The organism is Bradyrhizobium sp. USDA 4502 (assembly GCF_054063355.1).
On record NZ_JBSSGF010000001.1, the window covers coordinates 1,260,647 to 1,279,105 of the forward strand.

Annotated in this window: 14 protein-coding genes and 2 pseudogenes; 9 read left to right on the top strand and 7 right to left on the bottom strand. The window is 65.0% G+C overall.

Annotated features, from left to right (window positions below; translation table 11 throughout):
• Positions 1-13: 13 nt before the first annotated feature.
• Positions 14-1,207, top strand: coding sequence for a dihydrodipicolinate synthase family protein (locus tag ACVW1B_RS05620; protein ID WP_456821319.1), 1,194 nt, complete (start codon positions 14-16; stop codon positions 1,205-1,207).
• Positions 1,207-2,070, top strand: coding sequence for a sugar phosphate isomerase/epimerase family protein (locus ACVW1B_RS05625; protein WP_456821320.1), 864 nt, complete (start codon positions 1,207-1,209; stop codon positions 2,068-2,070). The genes ACVW1B_RS05620 and ACVW1B_RS05625 overlap by 1 nt, the downstream gene beginning before the upstream one ends.
• A 46-nt stretch (positions 2,071-2,116) precedes the next feature.
• Here ACVW1B_RS05625 and ACVW1B_RS05630 read toward each other — a convergent pair whose 3' ends face one another.
• Positions 2,117-2,794: a potassium channel family protein gene (locus ACVW1B_RS05630; protein WP_225160765.1), complete on the bottom strand. Its 678-nt coding sequence runs from the start codon at positions 2,792-2,794 to the stop codon at positions 2,117-2,119.
• A gap of 144 nt (positions 2,795-2,938) precedes the next feature.
• Positions 2,939-3,862: a Spy/CpxP family protein refolding chaperone gene (locus tag ACVW1B_RS05635; protein ID WP_456781247.1), complete on the bottom strand. Its 924-nt coding sequence runs from the start codon at positions 3,860-3,862 to the stop codon at positions 2,939-2,941.
• 51 nt (positions 3,863-3,913) lie between these two features.
• Here ACVW1B_RS05635 and ACVW1B_RS05640 point away from each other — a divergent pair, with 51 nt between their 5' ends.
• The gene (locus ACVW1B_RS05640) at positions 3,914-4,369 is read left to right on the top strand and encodes a hypothetical protein (protein WP_456821321.1); all 456 of its coding nucleotides are present in this window, start codon (positions 3,914-3,916) and stop codon (positions 4,367-4,369) included.
• A gap of 522 nt (positions 4,370-4,891) precedes the next feature.
• On the opposite strand, the gene rocD is transcribed toward ACVW1B_RS05640, so the two are convergent.
• Both rocD and ACVW1B_RS05650 read right to left on the bottom strand, forming a co-directional pair.
• Entirely contained in the window at positions 4,892-6,106 is a 1,215-nt protein-coding gene (gene rocD / locus ACVW1B_RS05645; RefSeq protein ID WP_456823003.1) for an ornithine--oxo-acid transaminase, read from the bottom strand.
• A gap of 117 nt (positions 6,107-6,223) precedes the next feature.
• Positions 6,224-7,448: pseudogene (locus tag ACVW1B_RS05650) on the bottom strand (cytochrome P450).
• 204 nt (positions 7,449-7,652) lie between these two features.
• Here ACVW1B_RS05650 and ACVW1B_RS05655 point away from each other — a divergent pair.
• The 6 genes from ACVW1B_RS05655 to cnbZ all read left to right on the top strand — a co-directional run bounded on the left by ACVW1B_RS05655 (position 7,653) and on the right by cnbZ (position 14,793).
• The gene (locus ACVW1B_RS05655; RefSeq protein ID WP_456781244.1) at positions 7,653-8,186 is read left to right on the top strand and encodes a phosphonopyruvate decarboxylase; all 534 of its coding nucleotides are present in this window, start codon (positions 7,653-7,655) and stop codon (positions 8,184-8,186) included.
• Entirely contained in the window at positions 8,183-8,773 is a 591-nt protein-coding gene (locus ACVW1B_RS05660) for a thiamine pyrophosphate-dependent enzyme (protein ID WP_456781243.1), read from the top strand. Before ACVW1B_RS05655 ends, ACVW1B_RS05660 begins: the two co-directional genes overlap by 4 nt.
• A 64-nt stretch (positions 8,774-8,837) precedes the next feature.
• Entirely contained in the window at positions 8,838-9,539 is a 702-nt protein-coding gene (locus tag ACVW1B_RS05665) for a TetR/AcrR family transcriptional regulator (protein ID WP_026192475.1), read from the top strand.
• A 1-nt stretch (position 9,540) separates the two neighbouring features.
• Entirely contained in the window at positions 9,541-10,734 is a 1,194-nt protein-coding gene (locus ACVW1B_RS05670; protein WP_456781242.1) for an efflux RND transporter periplasmic adaptor subunit, read from the top strand.
• Between the two features lie 81 nt (positions 10,735-10,815).
• Positions 10,816-13,917 (top strand): multidrug efflux RND transporter permease subunit, encoded by a 3,102-nt coding sequence (locus tag ACVW1B_RS05675; protein ID WP_253609674.1) that lies wholly within the window; start codon positions 10,816-10,818, stop codon positions 13,915-13,917.
• Positions 13,918-14,049: 132 nt separating this feature from the next.
• Entirely contained in the window at positions 14,050-14,793 is a 744-nt protein-coding gene (gene cnbZ, locus ACVW1B_RS05680; protein WP_456821322.1) for a 2-amino-5-chloromuconate deaminase CnbZ, read from the top strand.
• Positions 14,794-15,068: 275 nt separating this feature from the next.
• On the opposite strand, the gene ACVW1B_RS05685 is transcribed toward cnbZ, so the two are convergent.
• From ACVW1B_RS05685 to ACVW1B_RS05695, 3 genes and pseudogenes are all read right to left on the bottom strand, one after another.
• Complete coding sequence (locus ACVW1B_RS05685) at positions 15,069-15,959, bottom strand: ABC transporter permease (protein ID WP_456781241.1); 891 nt, start codon at positions 15,957-15,959, stop codon at positions 15,069-15,071.
• A 4-nt stretch (positions 15,960-15,963) separates the two neighbouring features.
• Positions 15,964-16,905: an ABC transporter permease gene (locus ACVW1B_RS05690; RefSeq protein ID WP_016842919.1), complete on the bottom strand. Its 942-nt coding sequence runs from the start codon at positions 16,903-16,905 to the stop codon at positions 15,964-15,966.
• 31 nt (positions 16,906-16,936) lie between these two features.
• Positions 16,937-18,447: pseudogene (locus ACVW1B_RS05695) on the bottom strand (ABC transporter substrate-binding protein).
• Between the last annotated feature and the right edge of the window lie 12 nt (positions 18,448-18,459).

Consider the following 18,459-nt stretch of genomic DNA (forward strand, 5'->3'; position numbering starts at 1 on the left):
AAGGGACTTTGTCATGAACAAGCCTGTCCGACCGATGTCATCGCTGTCGCTGAAGCTGCCGACCGCTGGCGGCGGCCTCGAGACCTATCGCCTGGCGGCGTCGCGGACCTTTCCGGCGAAGCTCGAGGGTACGCTGAACCGCGTGGCGTTCTCGGCGGCGCATGTGGTGGCCGATCCGCGCGCCGACGTCGATCCCTGGCTGGCCGCGGCGATCGACTGGGACAAGACGATCGCGTTTCGCGAGCACGTCTGGGACCTCGGCCTCGGCGTCGCGGAAGCCATGGACACCGCGCAGCGCGGCATGGGGCTGGATTGGCCGACCTCGCTCGAACTGATCCAGCGCTCGGTGAAGGCGGCGAAGGCCAGGGGCAATGCGCTGGTGTTTTCCGGCGCCGGCACCGACCATCTCGCGGTGGAAGATGCCAGGTCGATCGATGATGTGATCCGTGCCTATGAGGAGCAGATCGCGGCAGTGGAGAAGGCCGGCGGCCGCATCATCCTGATGGCCTCGCGCGCATTGGCAAAGCTCGGCCAGAGCGCGGTGGATTACGCTAGGGTCTACGACCGTGTGCTGTCGCAGGTCCGTGAGCCCGTGATCATTCACTGGCTCGGCGACATGTTCGATCCGGCCCTGTCAGGTTACTGGGGTACGGCCGATCTCGACAAGGCGATGGATACGGCGGTTGCCATCATCAACGCCAATGCGGCCAAGGTCGATGGCGTCAAGGTCTCGCTGCTCGACAAGCAGCGCGAGATCGACATGCGGCGCCGACTCGATCCGCGGGTCAAAATGTACACCGGCGACGACTTCAACTATGCCGAACTGATCGCCGGCGACGACAAGGGATTTTCCCACGCGCTGCTCGGCATTTTCGATGCGATCGCACCGGCGGCGTCCTACGCGCTGTCGCGGCTCGCGGCCGGCGATGAGGCCAGCTTCCACGATGTGCTTGGACCGACGGTGCCGCTGTCGCGCCACATCTTCAAGGCGCTGACGCGCTTCTACAAGACCGGCATCGTGTTCATGGCCTATCTCAACGGGCACCAGGATCATTTCACGATGGTCGGCGGGCAGGAGAGCGCGCGCTCGACCTTGCATCTTGCAGAGCTGTTCCGGCTCGCCGACAAGGCCGGTCTGCTCGCCAATCCGGAGCTCGCGACGCGCCGGATGACGACGATCCTGGCCACCCGTGGCATCGACGCCTGATGCGCGACTTCTCCAACGATCATCGCTGGCTGTCGCTGAACACGGCGACCGTCAGCAAGCAGGGCGATCTCCTCGCCATCGTCGAGGCCTGCGCGCGCCATGGCATCCGAGCCATCGATCCCTGGCGCGACCAGGTCGCAGCCGTCGGCCTCGACCGCGCCGTCCGTGCGGTCAGGGATGCCGGGCTCGATCTGTCGGGTTATTGCCGCGGCGGCATGTTCACGGCAGATGGCGCGCATCGCAGCGAGGCGCACGACGACAATCGCCGTGCGGTCGACGAGGCGGCCGCGCTCGGCGCCTCCTGCATCGTGCTGGTGGTCGGCGGCCTGCCGCAATATTCACGGCCGGGCAGCGCGGCGTCGAAGGATATCGCGTTGGCACGATCGCAGGTGCACGACGGCATCGCCGAGATGCTGGACTATGCGAAGCAGGCCAAGCTGCCGCTCGCGATCGAGCCGCTGCATCCGGCCTATGCCGCCGACCGCGCCTGCGTGAACACCACGAAGCATGCGCTCGATATCTGCGACGCGCTCGATCCCGACAGAACCGGCGCGATCGGCGTCGCGCTCGACGTCTATCACATCTGGTGGGATCCGGAGTTGATGAGCCAGATCGCACGCGCCGGCCAGGATCGCCTGCTCGCGTTCCATGTCTGCGACTGGCTGGTGCCGACCAAGGACATCCTCAACGACCGCGGCATGATGGGCGACGGCGTCATCGACATCAGATCGGTGCGCGCCGCCGTCGAGGCGCAGGGCTTTGACGGCTATTCGGAGATCGAGATCTTCTCGAATGACTGGTGGGGCCGTCCGCTGGACGAGGTGCTGCGAACCTGCATCGAGCGGCACCGGACGGTGGTCTAGGACACCGTCAGGTGGGCACGGCGCCGCATGCGCGCCTCGTGCCTCATTACGACTCTTCGTTGCGGTGCTCGATCTCCAGCGTGACGAGCCGCGCCAGCAGCGTTGCCGGATAGAGCTGGCCGAAGATCGCCTCGAGATTGCACAGGCTCCGCGCGATCGGATGCAACGGAGCGACGTCGCCATAACCTGTCGTCGTGAGCGTGGCGAAGCTGAAATAGAGGACGCGGCTTGCCAATGTCGGGCTGTCTTCCACCTTCATGCCGGGAAATGCATCGGGCCTCAGCGTACCGACAAAGGTGTAGAGCGCCGCGAAGATCACGGCGACCGTGAGATAGAGCAGGACCGCGCCGATCACACGGTGATAGGTGACGCGGCCTGGCGCGAACGTCGCGCGCGCCACCGTCACGGCCATGGTGAGGCCGACGAGCAGCCAGGATGCGGCGAACAGGTTGAGATCGAAAATTGAAGGTGAGCGTAGTCTCAGGATCCCGCCCGTGACGATCATGACGAGCGCGACCAGCATCGTGACGACCGCCAGCGTGCTGCCTGACATCAGGAAGACGCCGCCGACCAGGACCAGCGCGAGCAGGAGCTCAAAAATCTGGAATTCGAACAGGCCCAACGCCTGCAACGGCGCCACCACGAAAATCATGACCAGGAGCAGGACAGTGAGCACCGTCAACAAGGAATCGCCCCAGCGCTCGCGTAGCTCGCCAGTGCTCATCCAGCCGCGCTTCATTCCCGCCCCGTCATTCGGCATTGCATCGGGATGCCGGTACCAGACATTGCTGCGCGCCGGCCGCAAAGGCAAGATGGGGGACTGGCATTCTGTGGCGCGCCCGGCGATCCGGATCGCCGTCCGGCCGTCTCAGGGGCTCGCGACCCGCTGCAGCGTGTTGAAGCGGGCTTTCTGCTCGCTGCTCAGCATCGCATAGAACTCGTCCAGTGCGGGCTCGATCAGCTTCGCGGCCTTCTGCATGGCCTCGAGCCGGTGCTGCATCGCCTCCAGCCGGCCGACCGGCGTCAGCGGCACGTCGTTCGGGCAGGCCGCCTGCAGGTCCGCGATGGCTTTTGTGGTCGCATCGCTCAGGCGGTCGAGCGCCTCCTTCTGCTTGCCCGCCGGATGAAGCGAGGCCGCGATCCGGTTGATCGGCAGGTGGGCCAGGTCGGATTTCGAATCGCCGCAATTGCCGGCTTGCGCGGTCGCCTCCTGTTGCGCCGAACGCTCGCCGACGTGCGGACCAAGCGCATTGAAGCGGGCCTGTTGCTCGTCGCTGAGCGAGCTGTAGAAATTCTCCAGCGAAGGCCGCACGATCTTGATCGCCTCGAGTGTCGCGCTGATGCGGTTCTCCATCGACCGCAAGCGGCCGGTGGGCGTCATCGCATAGCTGTCCGTGCAGGAGTCCTTGAAGATATCGGCGGCCTTTGCCGCTGATGTCTTCAACTCATCTAGGAGCGCGCGCTGCTGCTGGTCCGGCCGTACCGCCCGCGCGATGTCGGCGAGCGGCCAGGCCGTGACGCCCTTGTCCGGTTCGCCGCAGAGCTGCTTGACTGCCTGCGGGCTCGTGTCGGTGCGTTGACGGGACCGATCGCGGCCTGCGGTCGCCGGATAGTCGCCAGGATTGATGCTGGCATAGGCGGAGTAGGGACTGTTGGTGTCCCAGAACACGGTGTCGACGAAGTCGTCATAGGCGTAGGCCCAATAGCCGGGCTCGTAGGCGTAGGACCAGAACGTGTAGTCAAAGATGTCCGAATAGGCGTAGGGCCAGAACACCGGCCCAAGCCACGCCACGAAGGCCGCGTGGCTGCCGCGGCGCCAGGCATGCCGGGGCGCCCAGCCGCCTTGGCGCGCCGCAAGCCCTGCCTGGCCTTGCGCACCTGCCTGCTCGCGGAAGCGCGCGGCAAATCGCTCACGCTGAGCCGCCTGTGTCGCGGCCGTGGTCGCGACAGCAGCGCCAACCGTCGCTGCCGGCGCCAATCTCTGCCGGCGGGCAACGTCGGCCTGCTGCGCACGCTGCTCGCGCTGCAACAGACGGCTCTGCGCCTGCAGGGCACGGTCATGGACGCGTTGCGCGCGTGCGCCTTGGACCTTTTGCGACTGCAATTGCTGCACGCGTTGCTGCAGGCGATCGATCCGGGTTTGCCGCTCGGTGGTCTGGCGCGAGAGCGCCTCACGCTGCCGCTGCTGCGCCGCCTGCTGGCGTTGCTGGATCATTTGCTGCTGCTGCTGCGCGCGCTGTTGAACGCGCTCCGTCGGCGACGGCCGCTCGCTCAAGCGCGACGGTGGGCTCGGACGTGATGGCGCCGCGATATGCGGAGCCTGGCGCTGCGGTGCTCCTCGACGGAATTCGGGGCGTGGCGTTGCGACACGCGGCGCGGCGATATGGGGGGCCTGGCGCACCGACGGGGCGGCGAAATGCGGGGTCGGGCGCGGCGCCATCGCCGGTCGTTGCGGGGCGTGGAACGCGGGTGCTGCCGGCCGTGCCATCGCGGGTGGCCGAGCCATTGCAGGCGGTCTCGCCATTGCGGGCGGCCTGGCCATTGCGGGAGGGGCGGCGTGTACCATCGGGGCGGGACGCGCCATCGCGGCCGGTGCAGCCGGCCTTGCCGCCGGTGGACCCTTTCCGTGTGGCTGGGCGGACGCGCCGCCGTGCGCCACGAGCATCGAGCTGCCAATCAAAAAGACAACAAGCAAAGCGCCGCGGGAAAGCATGAGCTTAGCTCTCCGTTCAACAGTCGCCCGCAGTGCTTTAACGCACCGACGTCGGATTCGTTCGTTGTGGCTACGGCCGGCGTTACGGTCTTCCGGCGAGGGGAACCGTCAGGAAACGTCCTGCGTGAGGGTCGCCGCGATCCGCTCCGTCGCCCAGTCGACCTGATCGCCCGTGATCACCAGCGGCGGAGCGATCCGGATGGTGTGCTCATGGGTGTCCTTAGCGAGGATGCCGCGCGCCTGCAGCGCCAGGCAATAGCGACGGGCGCCGCCGGCTTCGGGATGCAGCTCGATCGCCAACATCAGCCCGCGCCCGCGCACCTCGCGGATCACGTTGGCGCGGATGTCCTGCAATCCGGCGAGAAAGCGGGCGCCCTGTTGCGCGGCGTTCTCGATCATTCCCTCGTCGATCAGCACGCGCAGCGCCGCCCGCGCCACCGCGCAGGCCAGCGGATTGCCGCCGAAGGTCGAGCCGTGCTGGCCGGGCCGCAGCGTGCCGAGCACGGCGTTGTTGGAAAGCACCGCCGACACCGGATAGAAGCCGCCCGACAGCGCCTTGCCGAGCAGCGTCACGTCGGCCTCGATCCCTTCGTGCTGCTCGGCGAGCAGCTTGCCGGTGCGGCCGAGCCCGGTCTGAATCTCGTCGAGCACAAGCATCACATTATGCGTGGTGCACAGCTCGCGCACGCGGGCGAAATAGCCTGGCGGAGGAATCACGACGCCGGCTTCGCCCTGGATCGGCTCGACCAGGAAGGCCGCGGTGTTCGGCGTGATCGCCTGCTCGAGCGCGGCGGCATCGCCGAACGGGATGATCTTGAAGCCCGGCGCGAATGGGCCGAAATGGTCGCGCGAGCCGGGATCGGTCGAGAAGCCGACGATGCCGAGCGTGCGTCCGTGGAAATTATTGGCGCAGACGATGATCTCGGCCTGCCCGTCCGGCACGCCCTTGACCTCATAGGCCCATTTGCGCACCGACTTGATCGCGCTCTCCACCGCCTCGGCGCCGCTGTTCATCGGCAGCACCTTGTGCGAGCCGGTCAGCTCCGCGAGCTCGCGGTAGAAGGGAGCAAGCTGGTCGTTGTGGAAGGCGCGCGAGGTCAGCGTCAGCCGGTGCGCCTGCTCGATCATGGCTGCGAGGATCTTCGGATGGCAGTGGCCCTGGCTCACCGCCGAATAGGCGGAGAGACAGTCGAGATACCGGTTGCCATCGGTATCCCAGACCCAGACGCCTTCGCCGCGGGACAGCACAACCCCGATCGGCTCATAATTGTAGGTGCCGAACCGCGCCTCGGTTGCGAGGAAATCAGTGACCGATGCATTCATCATGCGTCACTCCCGCTGCAGCGCACGAGAGATTACATCAAATCGTGCCTGCAGTTGATTTGGGCATCAGTTCCTCCACAGGGAAGTGTGTCGCCGGCCAAATTCGCAGGAGACAATTTACGCGCTGATGCTGCAGGGCACGCTGAGGAATCCTCGGAAGCGCACCCGCCCGCCGCGCACCGGCGCGCCGTCAAGCGCGTAGTTCGGGAAGCGTTTGAGGAACCGCGAGATCGCGATGGCGCCTTCGAGGCGCGCCAGCGCCATGCCGGCGCATTGATGCGCGCCGGTGCCGAAGGCGAGGTGGCGGTTCGGCGTGCGCGCGACGTCGAAAGCTTCGGGGTTGGGGAATTGCGCGGGGTCGCGGTTGGCCGCGCCGATGCACAGCGTGACCAGCGTGCCCGCCGGCAGCTTGATGCCGCCGAGCTCGGTCTCTTCCACGATCATGCGGTTGCCGAGCTGGTTCGAGCTTTCGTAGCGCAGCATCTCCTCGACCGCGGTCTTGATGAGTTCGGGTTGCGCGATCAGCCGTTGCTTCTGATCCGGATTTTGGCTGAGCGTCACCAGCCCGTTGCCGATCAGATTGGTCGTGGTTTCGTGGCCGGCGTTGAGCAGGAAGATGCAGTTGTGCAGCAATTCCTTCGCGGTCAGCCGCTCGCCATTGTCCTCACCCTGGATCAGCCTTGTCAGCACGTCGCGTTCGGGATTGCCCGGCTTCTTGCGGCGGCGTTCAACCAGCGTTTCGAGATAGGCGAGGAAATCCTTCACCGCATTGTTGCCGCGGTCGAACGCCTCCTTGCCGATCACCGGCTCCAGCGCGCCCAGGATCGCCAGCGACCAGTCACGCAGCGGCTCGCGTTCGTCGTGCGGCACGTCGAGCAGATTGCCGATCACCTCGACCGGAATGGCCGAGGCGAAGTCGCCGATCAGCTCGAAGCGGTCGCGGGTCTCGATCCGGTCGAGCAGGCTGTCGACCAGCGCGATCAGGTCAGGCTCCATGCCGGCGATCGCCCGCGGCGACAATGCGCCCATGATCAGCCGCCGCACGCGGGTATGCGCCGGCGGATCGTTGAAGACGAGGCTGGTCGTGTGATGCTCGTAGAGCAGCGAGTTGCCGTATTTCGGCAAGAACTCCTTCTTCTTGTCGGAGGAGAATGCCTTGGTGTTCTTGTAGGCGGCGATGAGGTCGTCGTAGCGGGTGAGAAAATAGCAAGCCGTTCGGCAGCCGCTTGACCGGCGCGCTCTCGCGCAACGCGCGATAGGTCGGGTAGGGGTCGGCATAGAACTCCGGCGTCAGCTTCTCGAGGTCGAAGCCGTCAGCCAGCTCCCGCGCGTGTCCGTTCATGGCGCATCCAACCCAATTAGTTTCATTTGCAACTATCGTAAGCCGCGGGCGGCGGCCGCGCAACACAATTTGCCAGGCGCCGGGAACAGCGCGCCGGGCGCCGCGTGGTGCGAGCAAATCGCAGAGCCATATGCGGTTTTGCGCTTTGATGAAGCGCACGCGCCCCTCTACAGTCGCGACCAAACAACAAGACCGGAAACGCCAATGCATGCCCGTGCCGACACTGCGGCCTCCTGGCCCGAGGAGATCTTCTCGATATTGCAGCGCTTCGAGGTGCGTCAGGTGCCCTACGTGCCCGACGCCGGCCATTCAGAGCTGATCGAGCGGGTGCTGGGGTCGTCCTCGATGCGCGGCATCGCGCTGACCACCGAGGAAGAGGGCGTGGCGCTGCTCGCGGGCGCCTGGGCCGGCGGCCAGCGCGGCGTGCTGCTGATGCAGTCGAGCGGGGTCGGCAATTGCATCAACATGCTGTCGCTGGTGCAGATCTTCCGCCTGCCGTTCCTGACGCTGGTGACGATGCGCGGCGAATGGGGCGAGTTCAATCCCTGGCAGGTGCCGATGGGCTCGAACACGCAAGGGATACTCGAACTGTCCGGGATCAAGGTGCTGCGCGCCTCGCACCCTGAAGAAGTCCGCGAAGTCGTCGAGGCCGGCGCAGCGCAGGCCTTTAACGCCTGCACGCCCACCGCCGTCCTGCTGTCGCAGCGCCTGATCGGGCCAAAGGTCTTCACCAAATGAGCAAAGCCAATCTCCTCGACCGCCGTGCCGTCGTTTCCGAACTGCTGAAAGATCGCAAGGGCGCGTTCGCCGTCGGCGGCCTCGGCGCCTCGACCTATGACATCGCCGCTGCCGGCGACCACGACCGCAACTTTTATCTCTGGGGTGGCATGGGCGGCGCCGTGATGATCGGGCTCGGCCTCGCGCTGGCCCAGCCGACGCTGCCGGTCGTCGTGATCACCGGCGACGGCGAGATGCTGATGGGGATGGGAAGCCTCGCCACCGTCGGCCTGCAGCAGCCCAAAAATCTCTCGATCATTGTGCTGGACAATGAGGCTTACGGCGAGACCGGCGGCCAGGCCAGCCACACCGGCGGAACCGCCGACCTCGTGGGTGTTGCCAAAGCCTGCGGAATCGGGGATAGCCGGGCGATCAGCACGCTGGCTGAGGTCGAGGCTTTTGCCTCGTCTTTGCAAGACGTTACGGCGGGGCCACGGTTCGCCAGCGCGAAGATCGACGGGGCCAATCTGGAGCGTGTGCTGTCCAGCCGCGACGGCACCTACCTCGTGAACCGCATCAGAGGGTCGATCGGCCACACTCCTATTTAAAGTGGCTTTCGCGGTGCAATAGAACCTTGACTTTTGGTAAAGTGAGTGATTACTCACGACCCAAATGTCTACCTTACGCATGACGAGTGACTTGCGGCGTCAGTTGATCCTGAGCGCCGCAAAGCGGTGTTTCGCCCGCAACGGCTTTGCCGGCACCACGACAAAGAGCGTGGCGGCCGCGGCTGCCATTTCGGAAGGGCTGCTTTTCAAGCACTTCCCGTCCAAGGCGGCGCTCTATGCCGAGATCCTTGCCGAGGAGTGCGAGGCGGATCCCGATCTCGCGCACCTGCTCGGGCAGGAGCCCTCGACTGCGACGCTGGTCGAGCTGGTGCAAGGCATGGTCGGTCACTTCATGCAGTTGCGTGATGCGCCGGACCAGGAAGAGGCGCAGCGGATGCGGCTGATGGTGACGAGCCATCTCGACGACGGCGAGTTTGCGCGCCTGCTCTACGACAAGGTCGGCAAGCTGATCGGCCCGACCTTCGCCGCCTCGCTCGAGCGGGCGATCGCCGCCGGCGAGGCCACGAAGATCGGCGACGAGCCGCTCAACCTGTTCTGGTTTGCGCACCATACCGTGCTGATGGGTGCGCTGACCCAGCTGCCTGCGACACCATGTCTCCCCTACGGCGATGCCGCTGCGGCCGAGCGGCAGCTTTGCCAATTCATCCTTCGCGGCATCGGACTTACCGAAGCCGCAATTTCAACTCATTTGGGCCGCCAGCCGTCGCCGATCGCAGGACCGTCGGTAACTGCAGAAAGTGCATGACATGAATATTCAGACCGAAAGCCACATCTCGGGGCAACCGATCAAGGAGAAGCAAGCCAAGCGTCCCGTCCGCATAGTGCGCTGGTTCATCATCGTAGGCCTGTTGCTGGCCCTGCTCGTCGGTGCGCTGGTCGGCTTCAATGCCTTCCGCAGCCACATGATCGCGCAGTTCTTTGCCAACAATAAGCCGCCGCCGGCGAACGTGTCGGCCGTTGAGGCGAAGACGGAAGTGATTCCGAACCTGCTGACCGCCGTCGGCGATCTCGTCGCCGTGCACCAGGTCAACGTCACGACCGACGTGCCGGGCCGCATCACCGAGATCCTGTTCACCGCCGGCAGCCACGTAAAGGCCGGTACGCCGCTGGTGCAGTTGTTCGACGCACCGGAGCAGGGCGACCTCGCCAACTACAAGGCGCAGGCGACCGTCGGCGAGTTGCAGCTCGACCGCGCCAAGCAGCTCGCGTCGCGCCAGTTCGGTCCGCAATCGACCGTCGACACCGCGCAGGCGGCTTACGACCAGGCCAAGGCGGGCATTGCCAAGACCGAAGCACTGATCTCGCAGAAGCTGGTGCGCGCACCGTTCGAAGGCGATCTCGGCGTGCGCCAGGTCGAAGTCGGCCAGTATCTGACGGCCGGCACGCAGATCGTGTCGCTGACCGATCTGTCGGTGCTGTACGCCAACCTGACCGTCACCGAGAAGCAGAGCTCTCAGATCAAGGTCGGCCAGGCCGTACGGGTCTCGGTCGACGCCTATCCGGGCCGCACCTTCGAGGGCAAGATCACGACCATCGAGCCGCAGATCGCGACCGACACCCGCAACATCCGAGTGCAGGCCACGATCCAGAATCCGGACAGCATCCTCAAGCCCGGCATGTTCGCGACCACCACGATCGTGCTGCCCGGGAAGCCGCCGGTCGTGACCATTCCCGAAACCGCGGTCGACTACACGCTGTACGGCGACTCGGTGTTCCTGATCACCGAGAAGAAGGGCGACGACGGCAAGACCACCCTGACCGCGGACCGCACCTTCGTGAAGACCGGCAACCGCGTCGAGGGCCGTGTCGAGATCCTCAAGGGTCTGAAGGCGGGGGACAAGGTCGTCGCAGTCGGCCAGATCAAGCTGCAGTCGGGCATGCCGGTTGCGATCTCGACCGATCCGCCGCCGCCGGTTCCTGCCGAACCGCCGCGCTACTGATCTTCATTCATCGAACTCGGAGGGCCATCGGCCCTCCGCCACATCTTGCCGCAAGCCGGCAGAACACGAATCGAGTTGGCGATGGCCTTCACTGATATTTTCATCAAGCGCCCGGTGCTGTCGGTCGTCGTCAGCCTGCTGATCCTGCTGATCGGCCTGCGCGCGGCGATGGTTTTGCCAATCCGGCAATATCCGAATCTTTCGAACACCGTCGTGACGATCACCACGTCATACCCCGGCGCGTCGCCCGAGCTGATCAACGGCTTCATCACCACGCCGATCGAGCAGGCCGTCGCGTCGGCCGAAGGCGTCGACTACATGACGTCGAACTCGGTGCTCGGCACCTCGACGATTCAGGTCTACGTCAAGCTCAATCACGATCCGAACCAAGCGCTCACCGAGGTGCTCGCCAAGGTCAACTCGGTCAAATACCTGATCCCGAAGGAAGCCTTCGATCCCGTCGTGACCAAGGCGACCGGTGACACCATCGCCGTGATGTATCTCGGCTTCTCAAGCGAGGAGCTGACCGGATCGTCGATCTCCGACTATCTGACCCGAGTCGTGCAGCCGGTGCTCTCGACGGTCGACGGCGTCGCGTCGGCCGACATCCTCGGCGGCCAGACCTTCGCGATGCGCGTCTGGCTCGATCCGACCCGCATGGCCGGACGCGGCGTGTCGCCCAACGACGTCGCCGCCGCGATCGCCGCCAACAACTTCCAGGCCGCCGCCGGCCAGACCAAGGGCTTCTTCATCGTCTCCAACGTCTCGGCCAATACCGACCTTCAGAACATCGATCAGTTCAAGCGGATGATCGTGAAGGCGAAGGACGGCGGCTTTGTGCGCATCGAGGACATCGCGACGGTGGAGCTCGCCGCGCAGAGCACGGACGCCAGCGTCGCCTTCAACGGCGAGCATGCGATCTTCATCGGCATCAAGGCGACGCCGCAGGGCAACCCGCTGACCCTGGTGAAGGGCGTGCGCGCGCTGTTCCCCGACCTCGAGCGCAACCTGCCGCCGTCGATGAAGATGAAGGTGGCCTACGATTCCACCAAGTTCATCCAATCGTCGATCGATGAGGTCGAGAAGACGCTCACCGAAGCGGTCCTGATCGTCGTCGTCGTCATCTTCCTGTTCCTGGCCTCGCTGCGATCGGTGATCATTCCCGTCGTCACCATTCCGCTGTCGCTGATCGGCGTCTGCATCCTGATGCTGGCCGCCGGCTTCAGCTTCAACCTGCTGACGCTGCTGGCGATGGTGCTGGCGATCGGCCTCGTGGTCGACGACGCCATCGTGGTGGTGGAGAACATCCATCGACATCTCGAGGAGGGCCTGCCACCGGTGCAGGCATCGCTAAAGGGTGCCCGGGAAATCGTCGGTCCCGTCATCTCCATGACGATCACGCTGGCGGCGGTGTACGCGCCGATCGGCTTCCTCGGCGGCGTGACCGGCACGCTGTTCCGCGAATTCGCCTTCACGCTGGCGGGCTCGGTGATCGTGTCGGGCGTGATCGCGCTGACGCTGTCGCCGATGATGTGCTCGGTGTTCCTCAAGAGCGCGGAGGAGGGGCGTTTCGCCAAGGTGGTCAATCGCGTGTTCGGCGCGTTGACGCGGGCCTATGGCCGTCAGCTCGACCGTTCGCTCGATTACCGCCCGATCACGGCGCTGTTCGCCGTGACCATCCTCGGTCTGGTCGGCTTCCTCTATATGCACATCCAGAAGGAGCTGGCGCCGCAGGAGGACCAGGGCATCGTGTTCGCGGTGACCAAGGCGCCGAAATACGCCAACATCGACTACATCGATTTCTACGGCGACAAGATGGACAAGGAGTTCCAGAAGTTTCCCGAGACCGACCTGCGGTTCATCCTGAACGGCATCACCGGTCCGCAGGGCGGCTTCGCGGGCATGCTGCTCAAGCCGTGGGATGAGCGCAAGCGCAGCGCGCAGGCGCTGCAGCCGCTGGTTCAGGCCGAGCTGTCCAAGATCGAGGGCATCAGCGCGTTCGCGTTCAGCCTGCCGCCGCTGCCCGGCGGCCCCGGCGGTCTGCCGGTACAGATGGTGATCTCTTCGACGGCCGGATTCCAGCAGGTGTTCGACCAGATGAGCAAGCTGAAGGATGCGGCGCGCAAGAGCGGCCTGTTCATCGTCACCGACAGCGACCTCGACTTCAACCAGCCGGTGGTCCGGGTGAAGGTCGATCGCTCCAAGGCGAGCGACCTCGGTATCACCATGCAGTCGATCGGTGGCGCCCTGGCGACGCTGCTCGGCGGCAACTATGTCAACCGCTTCAATCTGGAAGGACGCTCCTATCAGGTGATCCCGCAGGTGCCGCGCGCCAGCCGGCTCGCGCCTGAGGCGTTCAACGATTACTACGTCCCGACGGCGACCGGGCAGCTGGTGCGGCTGTCGACCGTGGTTTCGGTCGAGACCGGCGTCGATCCGAACGCGCTGACCCACTACAATCAGCTCAACTCGTCGACCTTCCAGGCGGTGCCGATGCCCGGCGTCTCGATGGGCCAGGCGGTGGAGTTCCTGCAGGGTGAAGCCAAGAAGCTGCCGTCCGGCTTCAGCTACGACTTCCTGGCCGACTCCCGGCAATACGTCCACGAAGGCAACCAGCTGCTGGTCACCTTCGCGTTCGCCATCATCATCATCTTCCTGGTGCTGGCGGCGCAGTTCGAGAGCCTGCGCGATCCGTTCGTGATCATGATCTCGGTGCCGATGGCGATCGTCGGCGCGTTGATCCCGCTGTTCTTCGGCGTCGCCACCATGAACATCTACACCCAGGTGGGCCTGCTGACGCTGGTCGGACTGATCACCAAGCACGGCATCCTGATGGTGGAGTTCGCCAACGAGTTGCAGCTCAACGAGGGACTGGACCGCCGCGCGGCGATCGAGATGGCCGCCCGGATCCGCCTGCGTCCGATCCTGATGACGACGGCGGCCATGGTCACCGGCCTGCTGCCGCTGCTCACGGCCTCGGGCGCGGGCGCTGCCAGCCGCTTCTCGATCGGGCTCGTGGTCGTAGCCGGTATGACGATCGGCACGCTGTTCACGCTGTTCGTGCTGCCGATGGTCTACACGGTGATTGCGACCGACCACCAGGCCGCGGCCCATTCCGATCGCGCCAAGCAGATCGCCGACTACGAGCTCGACCGTCGCGGCGGCGCGCTGAAACCGACCTGAGCCCTCCAAGCTCATGCTCGCAGGGAAGGCGGCACTGGCGAAAGCCACTGCCGCCTTTTCTTTGTCTCGTGATAGCCTTTGCCGACGGCGGGCAGAAAATACTCGCCTCAAGGAAATCCGGAGGAAACAGGCATGGCGAGCGAGTTTGCGGCGGGCAATTACCGGTTCATTCCGGCCGTGTTCCAATATTCAAGCGGCGCGCAGGCGAACGCGGGCTATGAGATCGAGCGGGTGCGCTTCGATCGCCTGCTGCCGCTCGCGGAAGGTTTTGCGCGGATCGCGGCCTACATCCGCGATGCCGGCCGGCCGCTGACCGCGTTCTGCGCCTGCGAATTGCGTTCGCCGGCCGCCTTCACCGAGGACGGCTTCCGCGCCTTCAACCAGCACTACGTCAAGACGCTCGCCGAATGGGGCCTGTTCGACGGCACCATCAATCCGGTGGCGCGCAGCAACGTCTGTCCCGAGATCGATCCGCCGGCCGAGCCGTCGTTCCATGCGTTCTCGTTCACGCGGCCGAGCACGACGACGTCGCCGTCCTTCGTGATCGCCGGCGGCGCTGAGGCGCGCAGTGGCGCCGCCAGCTATCCGGACCGCATCGTTTGCTATCGCGATCTCAGCCCCGGCGCGTGGCGGGAGAAGGTCCGCTTCACCGCCGGCGAGATGGAACGCCGTCTCGCCGAGTTCAGCTTCGGCTGGCAGGAGACGACGGCGGTGCAGGCCTACACCGTGCACGACATCCATCCCGTGCTCGTGGACGAGCTGGTCCGCCGCGGCGCCACCCGCTCCGGCCTGACCTGGCACTTCTGCCGCCCGCCGGTGGTCGATCTCGAATACGAGATGGATTGCCGCAGGGTGCTGCGGGAAGTGGTGATTTAGCTTCCGCCGTCATTGCGAGGAGCGAAGCGACGAAGCAATCCATAGCTCCGCATGCTCGGTGATGGTGGATTGCTTCGCTTCGCTCGCAACGACGAGAACTTGGTGTCCCGTCATCCTGAGGTGCGAGCGAAGCGAGCCTCGAAGGATGAACGGCCCGGTCGGTGGCCGTCGACCCTTCGAGACGCGCGCAAGATGCGCGCTCCTCCAGCGACAAAGGCGAGCCTTTGCGCGGGGGTGACGGAGAGAGCATAGGCGCTCGCTGTGGCACGAATCCACTACCGCGCCTTCGGGTCCAGCGCGTCGCGCAGGCCGTCGCCGACCAGATTGAACGACAACACGACCAGGAAGATCGCAAGCCCCGGCCAGACCGCCATCCAGGGCGCGCTGGTCAGGAAGCGTTGCGCGGCGTTGAGCATGCTGCCCCAGGACGGCGCCGGCGGCTGCTGGCCGAGGCCGAGGAACGACAGCGCGGCCTCGGCGATGATCGCGGCCGCGATCGACAGCGTCGCCTGCACCAGCAGCGCCGGCAGGATGTTGGGCAGGATGTGGACCAGCGCGATGCGCCAGCGCGGGTTGCCCATCGCGCGCGCCGCCTCGACATAGTCCTCGACCTTAACGCTCATCACCTGGCCGCGGGTCAGGCGGATGAAGATCGGCGTCGCCGAGACGCCGATCGCGATCATGGCATTGCTAAGACTCGGGCCGAGGAATGCTGCGAGCGCGATCGCCAGGATCAGGAACGGGCAGGCCAGCATCGCATCGGTGATGCGGCTGATCAGCGCGTCGATGAAGCCGCCGAGATAGCCGGCGACGAGGCCGAGCGGCACGCCGATCGCAAGCGCGATGCCGACCGAGATGACGCCGGCAAGCAGCGAGGCGCGAGCGCCGAACACGACGCGGGCGAACACGTCGCGGCCGAGTTCGTCAGTGCCGAACCAGTGCTGCGCCGACGGCGCCTTGCGTACCAGCGACCAGCTCGTCGCAATGGGATCATAGGGCACGATCAGCGGCGCGAACACGGCGAGCAGGATGAAGAGCGCGATCACGGTGAGCCCGAGCACGGCACCCTTGCGCCGGATCAGCCGCCGCCAGGCGCGCCGCGCCGGGCTCTCGAGCGTTTCGGCGACGGCAAGCGGAGCGAGGGGGCTGAGTGCAGCGTCGGTCATCCGATCAGCCCCTCAGCCGCGGGTTGACGAGGATGTAGGCGATGTCGGCAATCAGGTTGAGCGTGATGTAGATCGTCGCCGTGGTCAGCACCACGCCCTGCACGACCGCATAGTCGCGGTTGAACACGGCATCGACGATCAGCTTGCCGAAGCCCGGGATCGAGAAGATCTGCTCAGTGAGCACCGCGCCCGATAGCAGCGTGCCGAGCTCGAGCGCGCCGAGCGTGATGATCGGCGTCAGCGCGTTGCGCATCGCATGCTTGAGGATCACGGTGCGCTCGGACAGGCCCTTGGCGCGCGCGGTGCGGACATAGTCGCTCTCCAGCACCTGCAGCATCGCGCTTCGCGTATGCCGCATCAGGATCGCCGCGATCGCATTGCCGAGCACGAAGGCCGGCATGACCGATGCGGCGAGGCTCGCGCGCCAGTTTTCGCTGAGCGGCACGTAGCCGGAGGCCGGCAGCCAGCCAAGTTCGACGGAGAACAGGAAGATCAGCATGATGCCGAGCCAGAAATTCGGCGTCGAGATACCCCACAGCGCGAACAAATTGGCGCCATAGTCCCACGCGGTGCCGATTTTCACCGCCGAGATGATGCCGGCGGGAATGCCGATCAGGAAGGCGACCACGATCGCCATGCCGGCGATTTGCATCGTAACCGGCAGCTTCTGCGCGATCAGGCTCGACACCGGCATCTTGTTGCGCAGGGACTCGCCGAGGTCGCCCGTGAGCACGCCCTTGACCCAATAGGCGTATTGCACCGGGATCGGTTGATCCAAATGGTATTGCTGGCGGATCTGTTCGATGACGGCCGGATCGCGCTCCTCGCCGGCCATGACGAGTGCCGGATCGCCGGGCAGCAAATGTTGCAGCGAGAAGATCAGGAGCGAGACGAAGAACAGCGTCGGGACCAGCTGAACCAGCCGCTTGGCGAGGAAGTTCAGCATTGTCGGCCCCGCGTGTCCTGCGCTGTGGCGATCATTTCAATTTCAGCCCGACCACGCGCACCAATCCGTCCGGCATCTGCCGGTAACCCTCGACCTTGGTGGAGTGGGCGATCAGGAGTGTGCGGTGATAGATGTAGATGATCGGCTCGTCATTGAGCACGATCCTGGTCATCTTCTCGTAGATTGCCTTGCGCTGGGCGGGATCGTTGATCAGCCGTGCATCTTCCATCAGCTTGTCGGCTTCCGCGTTGGAATAGCCGCCATCGTTCTGCGGCGCCTTGGTGTGCAGGAAGACATAGGAATTGCCGTCGGGATCGATCCGGCCGCTCCAGTTGATCTGAAACACCTGAAATTCGCCGGCCTGGGCCTGCTTGAAAGTCGTCGCAAATTCGACCACGCGGATCTTGATGTCAAAGCCTGCTTCGGCCGCCATCGACTGCACGACCTGGGCTACGGCTTCGTTCTCGGCGCCTTTGGGGACCATGTAGTCGATGGCGACGGGCAGCGTGACACCGGCCTCCTTCAGCAGCGCTTTGGCCCTGGCAATGTCGCGGCCCCGAACCGGAAACGCCTTCTGATAGTAAGGGTGTGTCGGGCTGACCCACTGATTGCCCGGCGTGAACTCGCCGTTGAAGACGACCTGATTGAGCGCCTCGCGGTCAATCGACAGATCGAGCGCCTGGCGCACCTTTTCCGACTGGCTGAGCGGCCCTTGCTCTTGTCGTTGCCGATGTTGATGGTGAGGCCGAGATAGCCGAGTTCAGGTGCGGTCGACAGCACGAGCCGCTTGTCACTTCGGACGTCCTTGATATCGGTGGCAAGCACGCGCTCGATCAGATCGAGCCCGCCGGATTTCAGATTGGCGAGCCGCACCGTGGCATCGACGATAGGAAGGAACACGATGCGATCGATGAAGACGTTGTCCTTGTTCCAGTAATCCCCGAATTTCTCGAACACCATGCGGTCCTGCTGCACGCGTTCGACGAACTTGTAGGGTCCGGCGCAGACTGGATGCAGGCCGAATTTGTCGCCCGCTTCCTTCACCGCCTTCGGCGAAACCATCATGCCGGCGCGGTCGGTCAGCTGGGCGATCAGCGGCGAGTAGGGCGTCTTGAGCACCAGCTTGATGGTCAGGGGATCAACGACGTCGACGTGGTCGAGCGCAGCCAATTCCGGTTTGCGAAACGAGGTCGGCAGCGTCAGATGGCGCTCCAGCGAGAATTTGGCGGCTTCAGCGTCGAACGGCTCACCGTCGTGGAACTTGACGCCCGGCCGGAGCTTGATCGTCATCTCCTTGCCGTCGGCCGAGTTCTCGTAGGACAGCGCGAGTTGCGGAACGATGTTCAGCTTCTCGTCAATGTCGAACAGCTTGTCGCAGAAGGCTGAAAAGACGATGCGGCCGACATAGGTGCGTCCGATTGAAGGATCGAGGATGTCGGGGTCCTCGGCGAGCCCGATGCGAAGTGTCGTCTCGGCACGCGCGCTCGTTCCGCACCATGTCACGAGGGCCGCCATCAGGACCGCCAAGCGCCAAAATCTCATCGCCAACCCCTT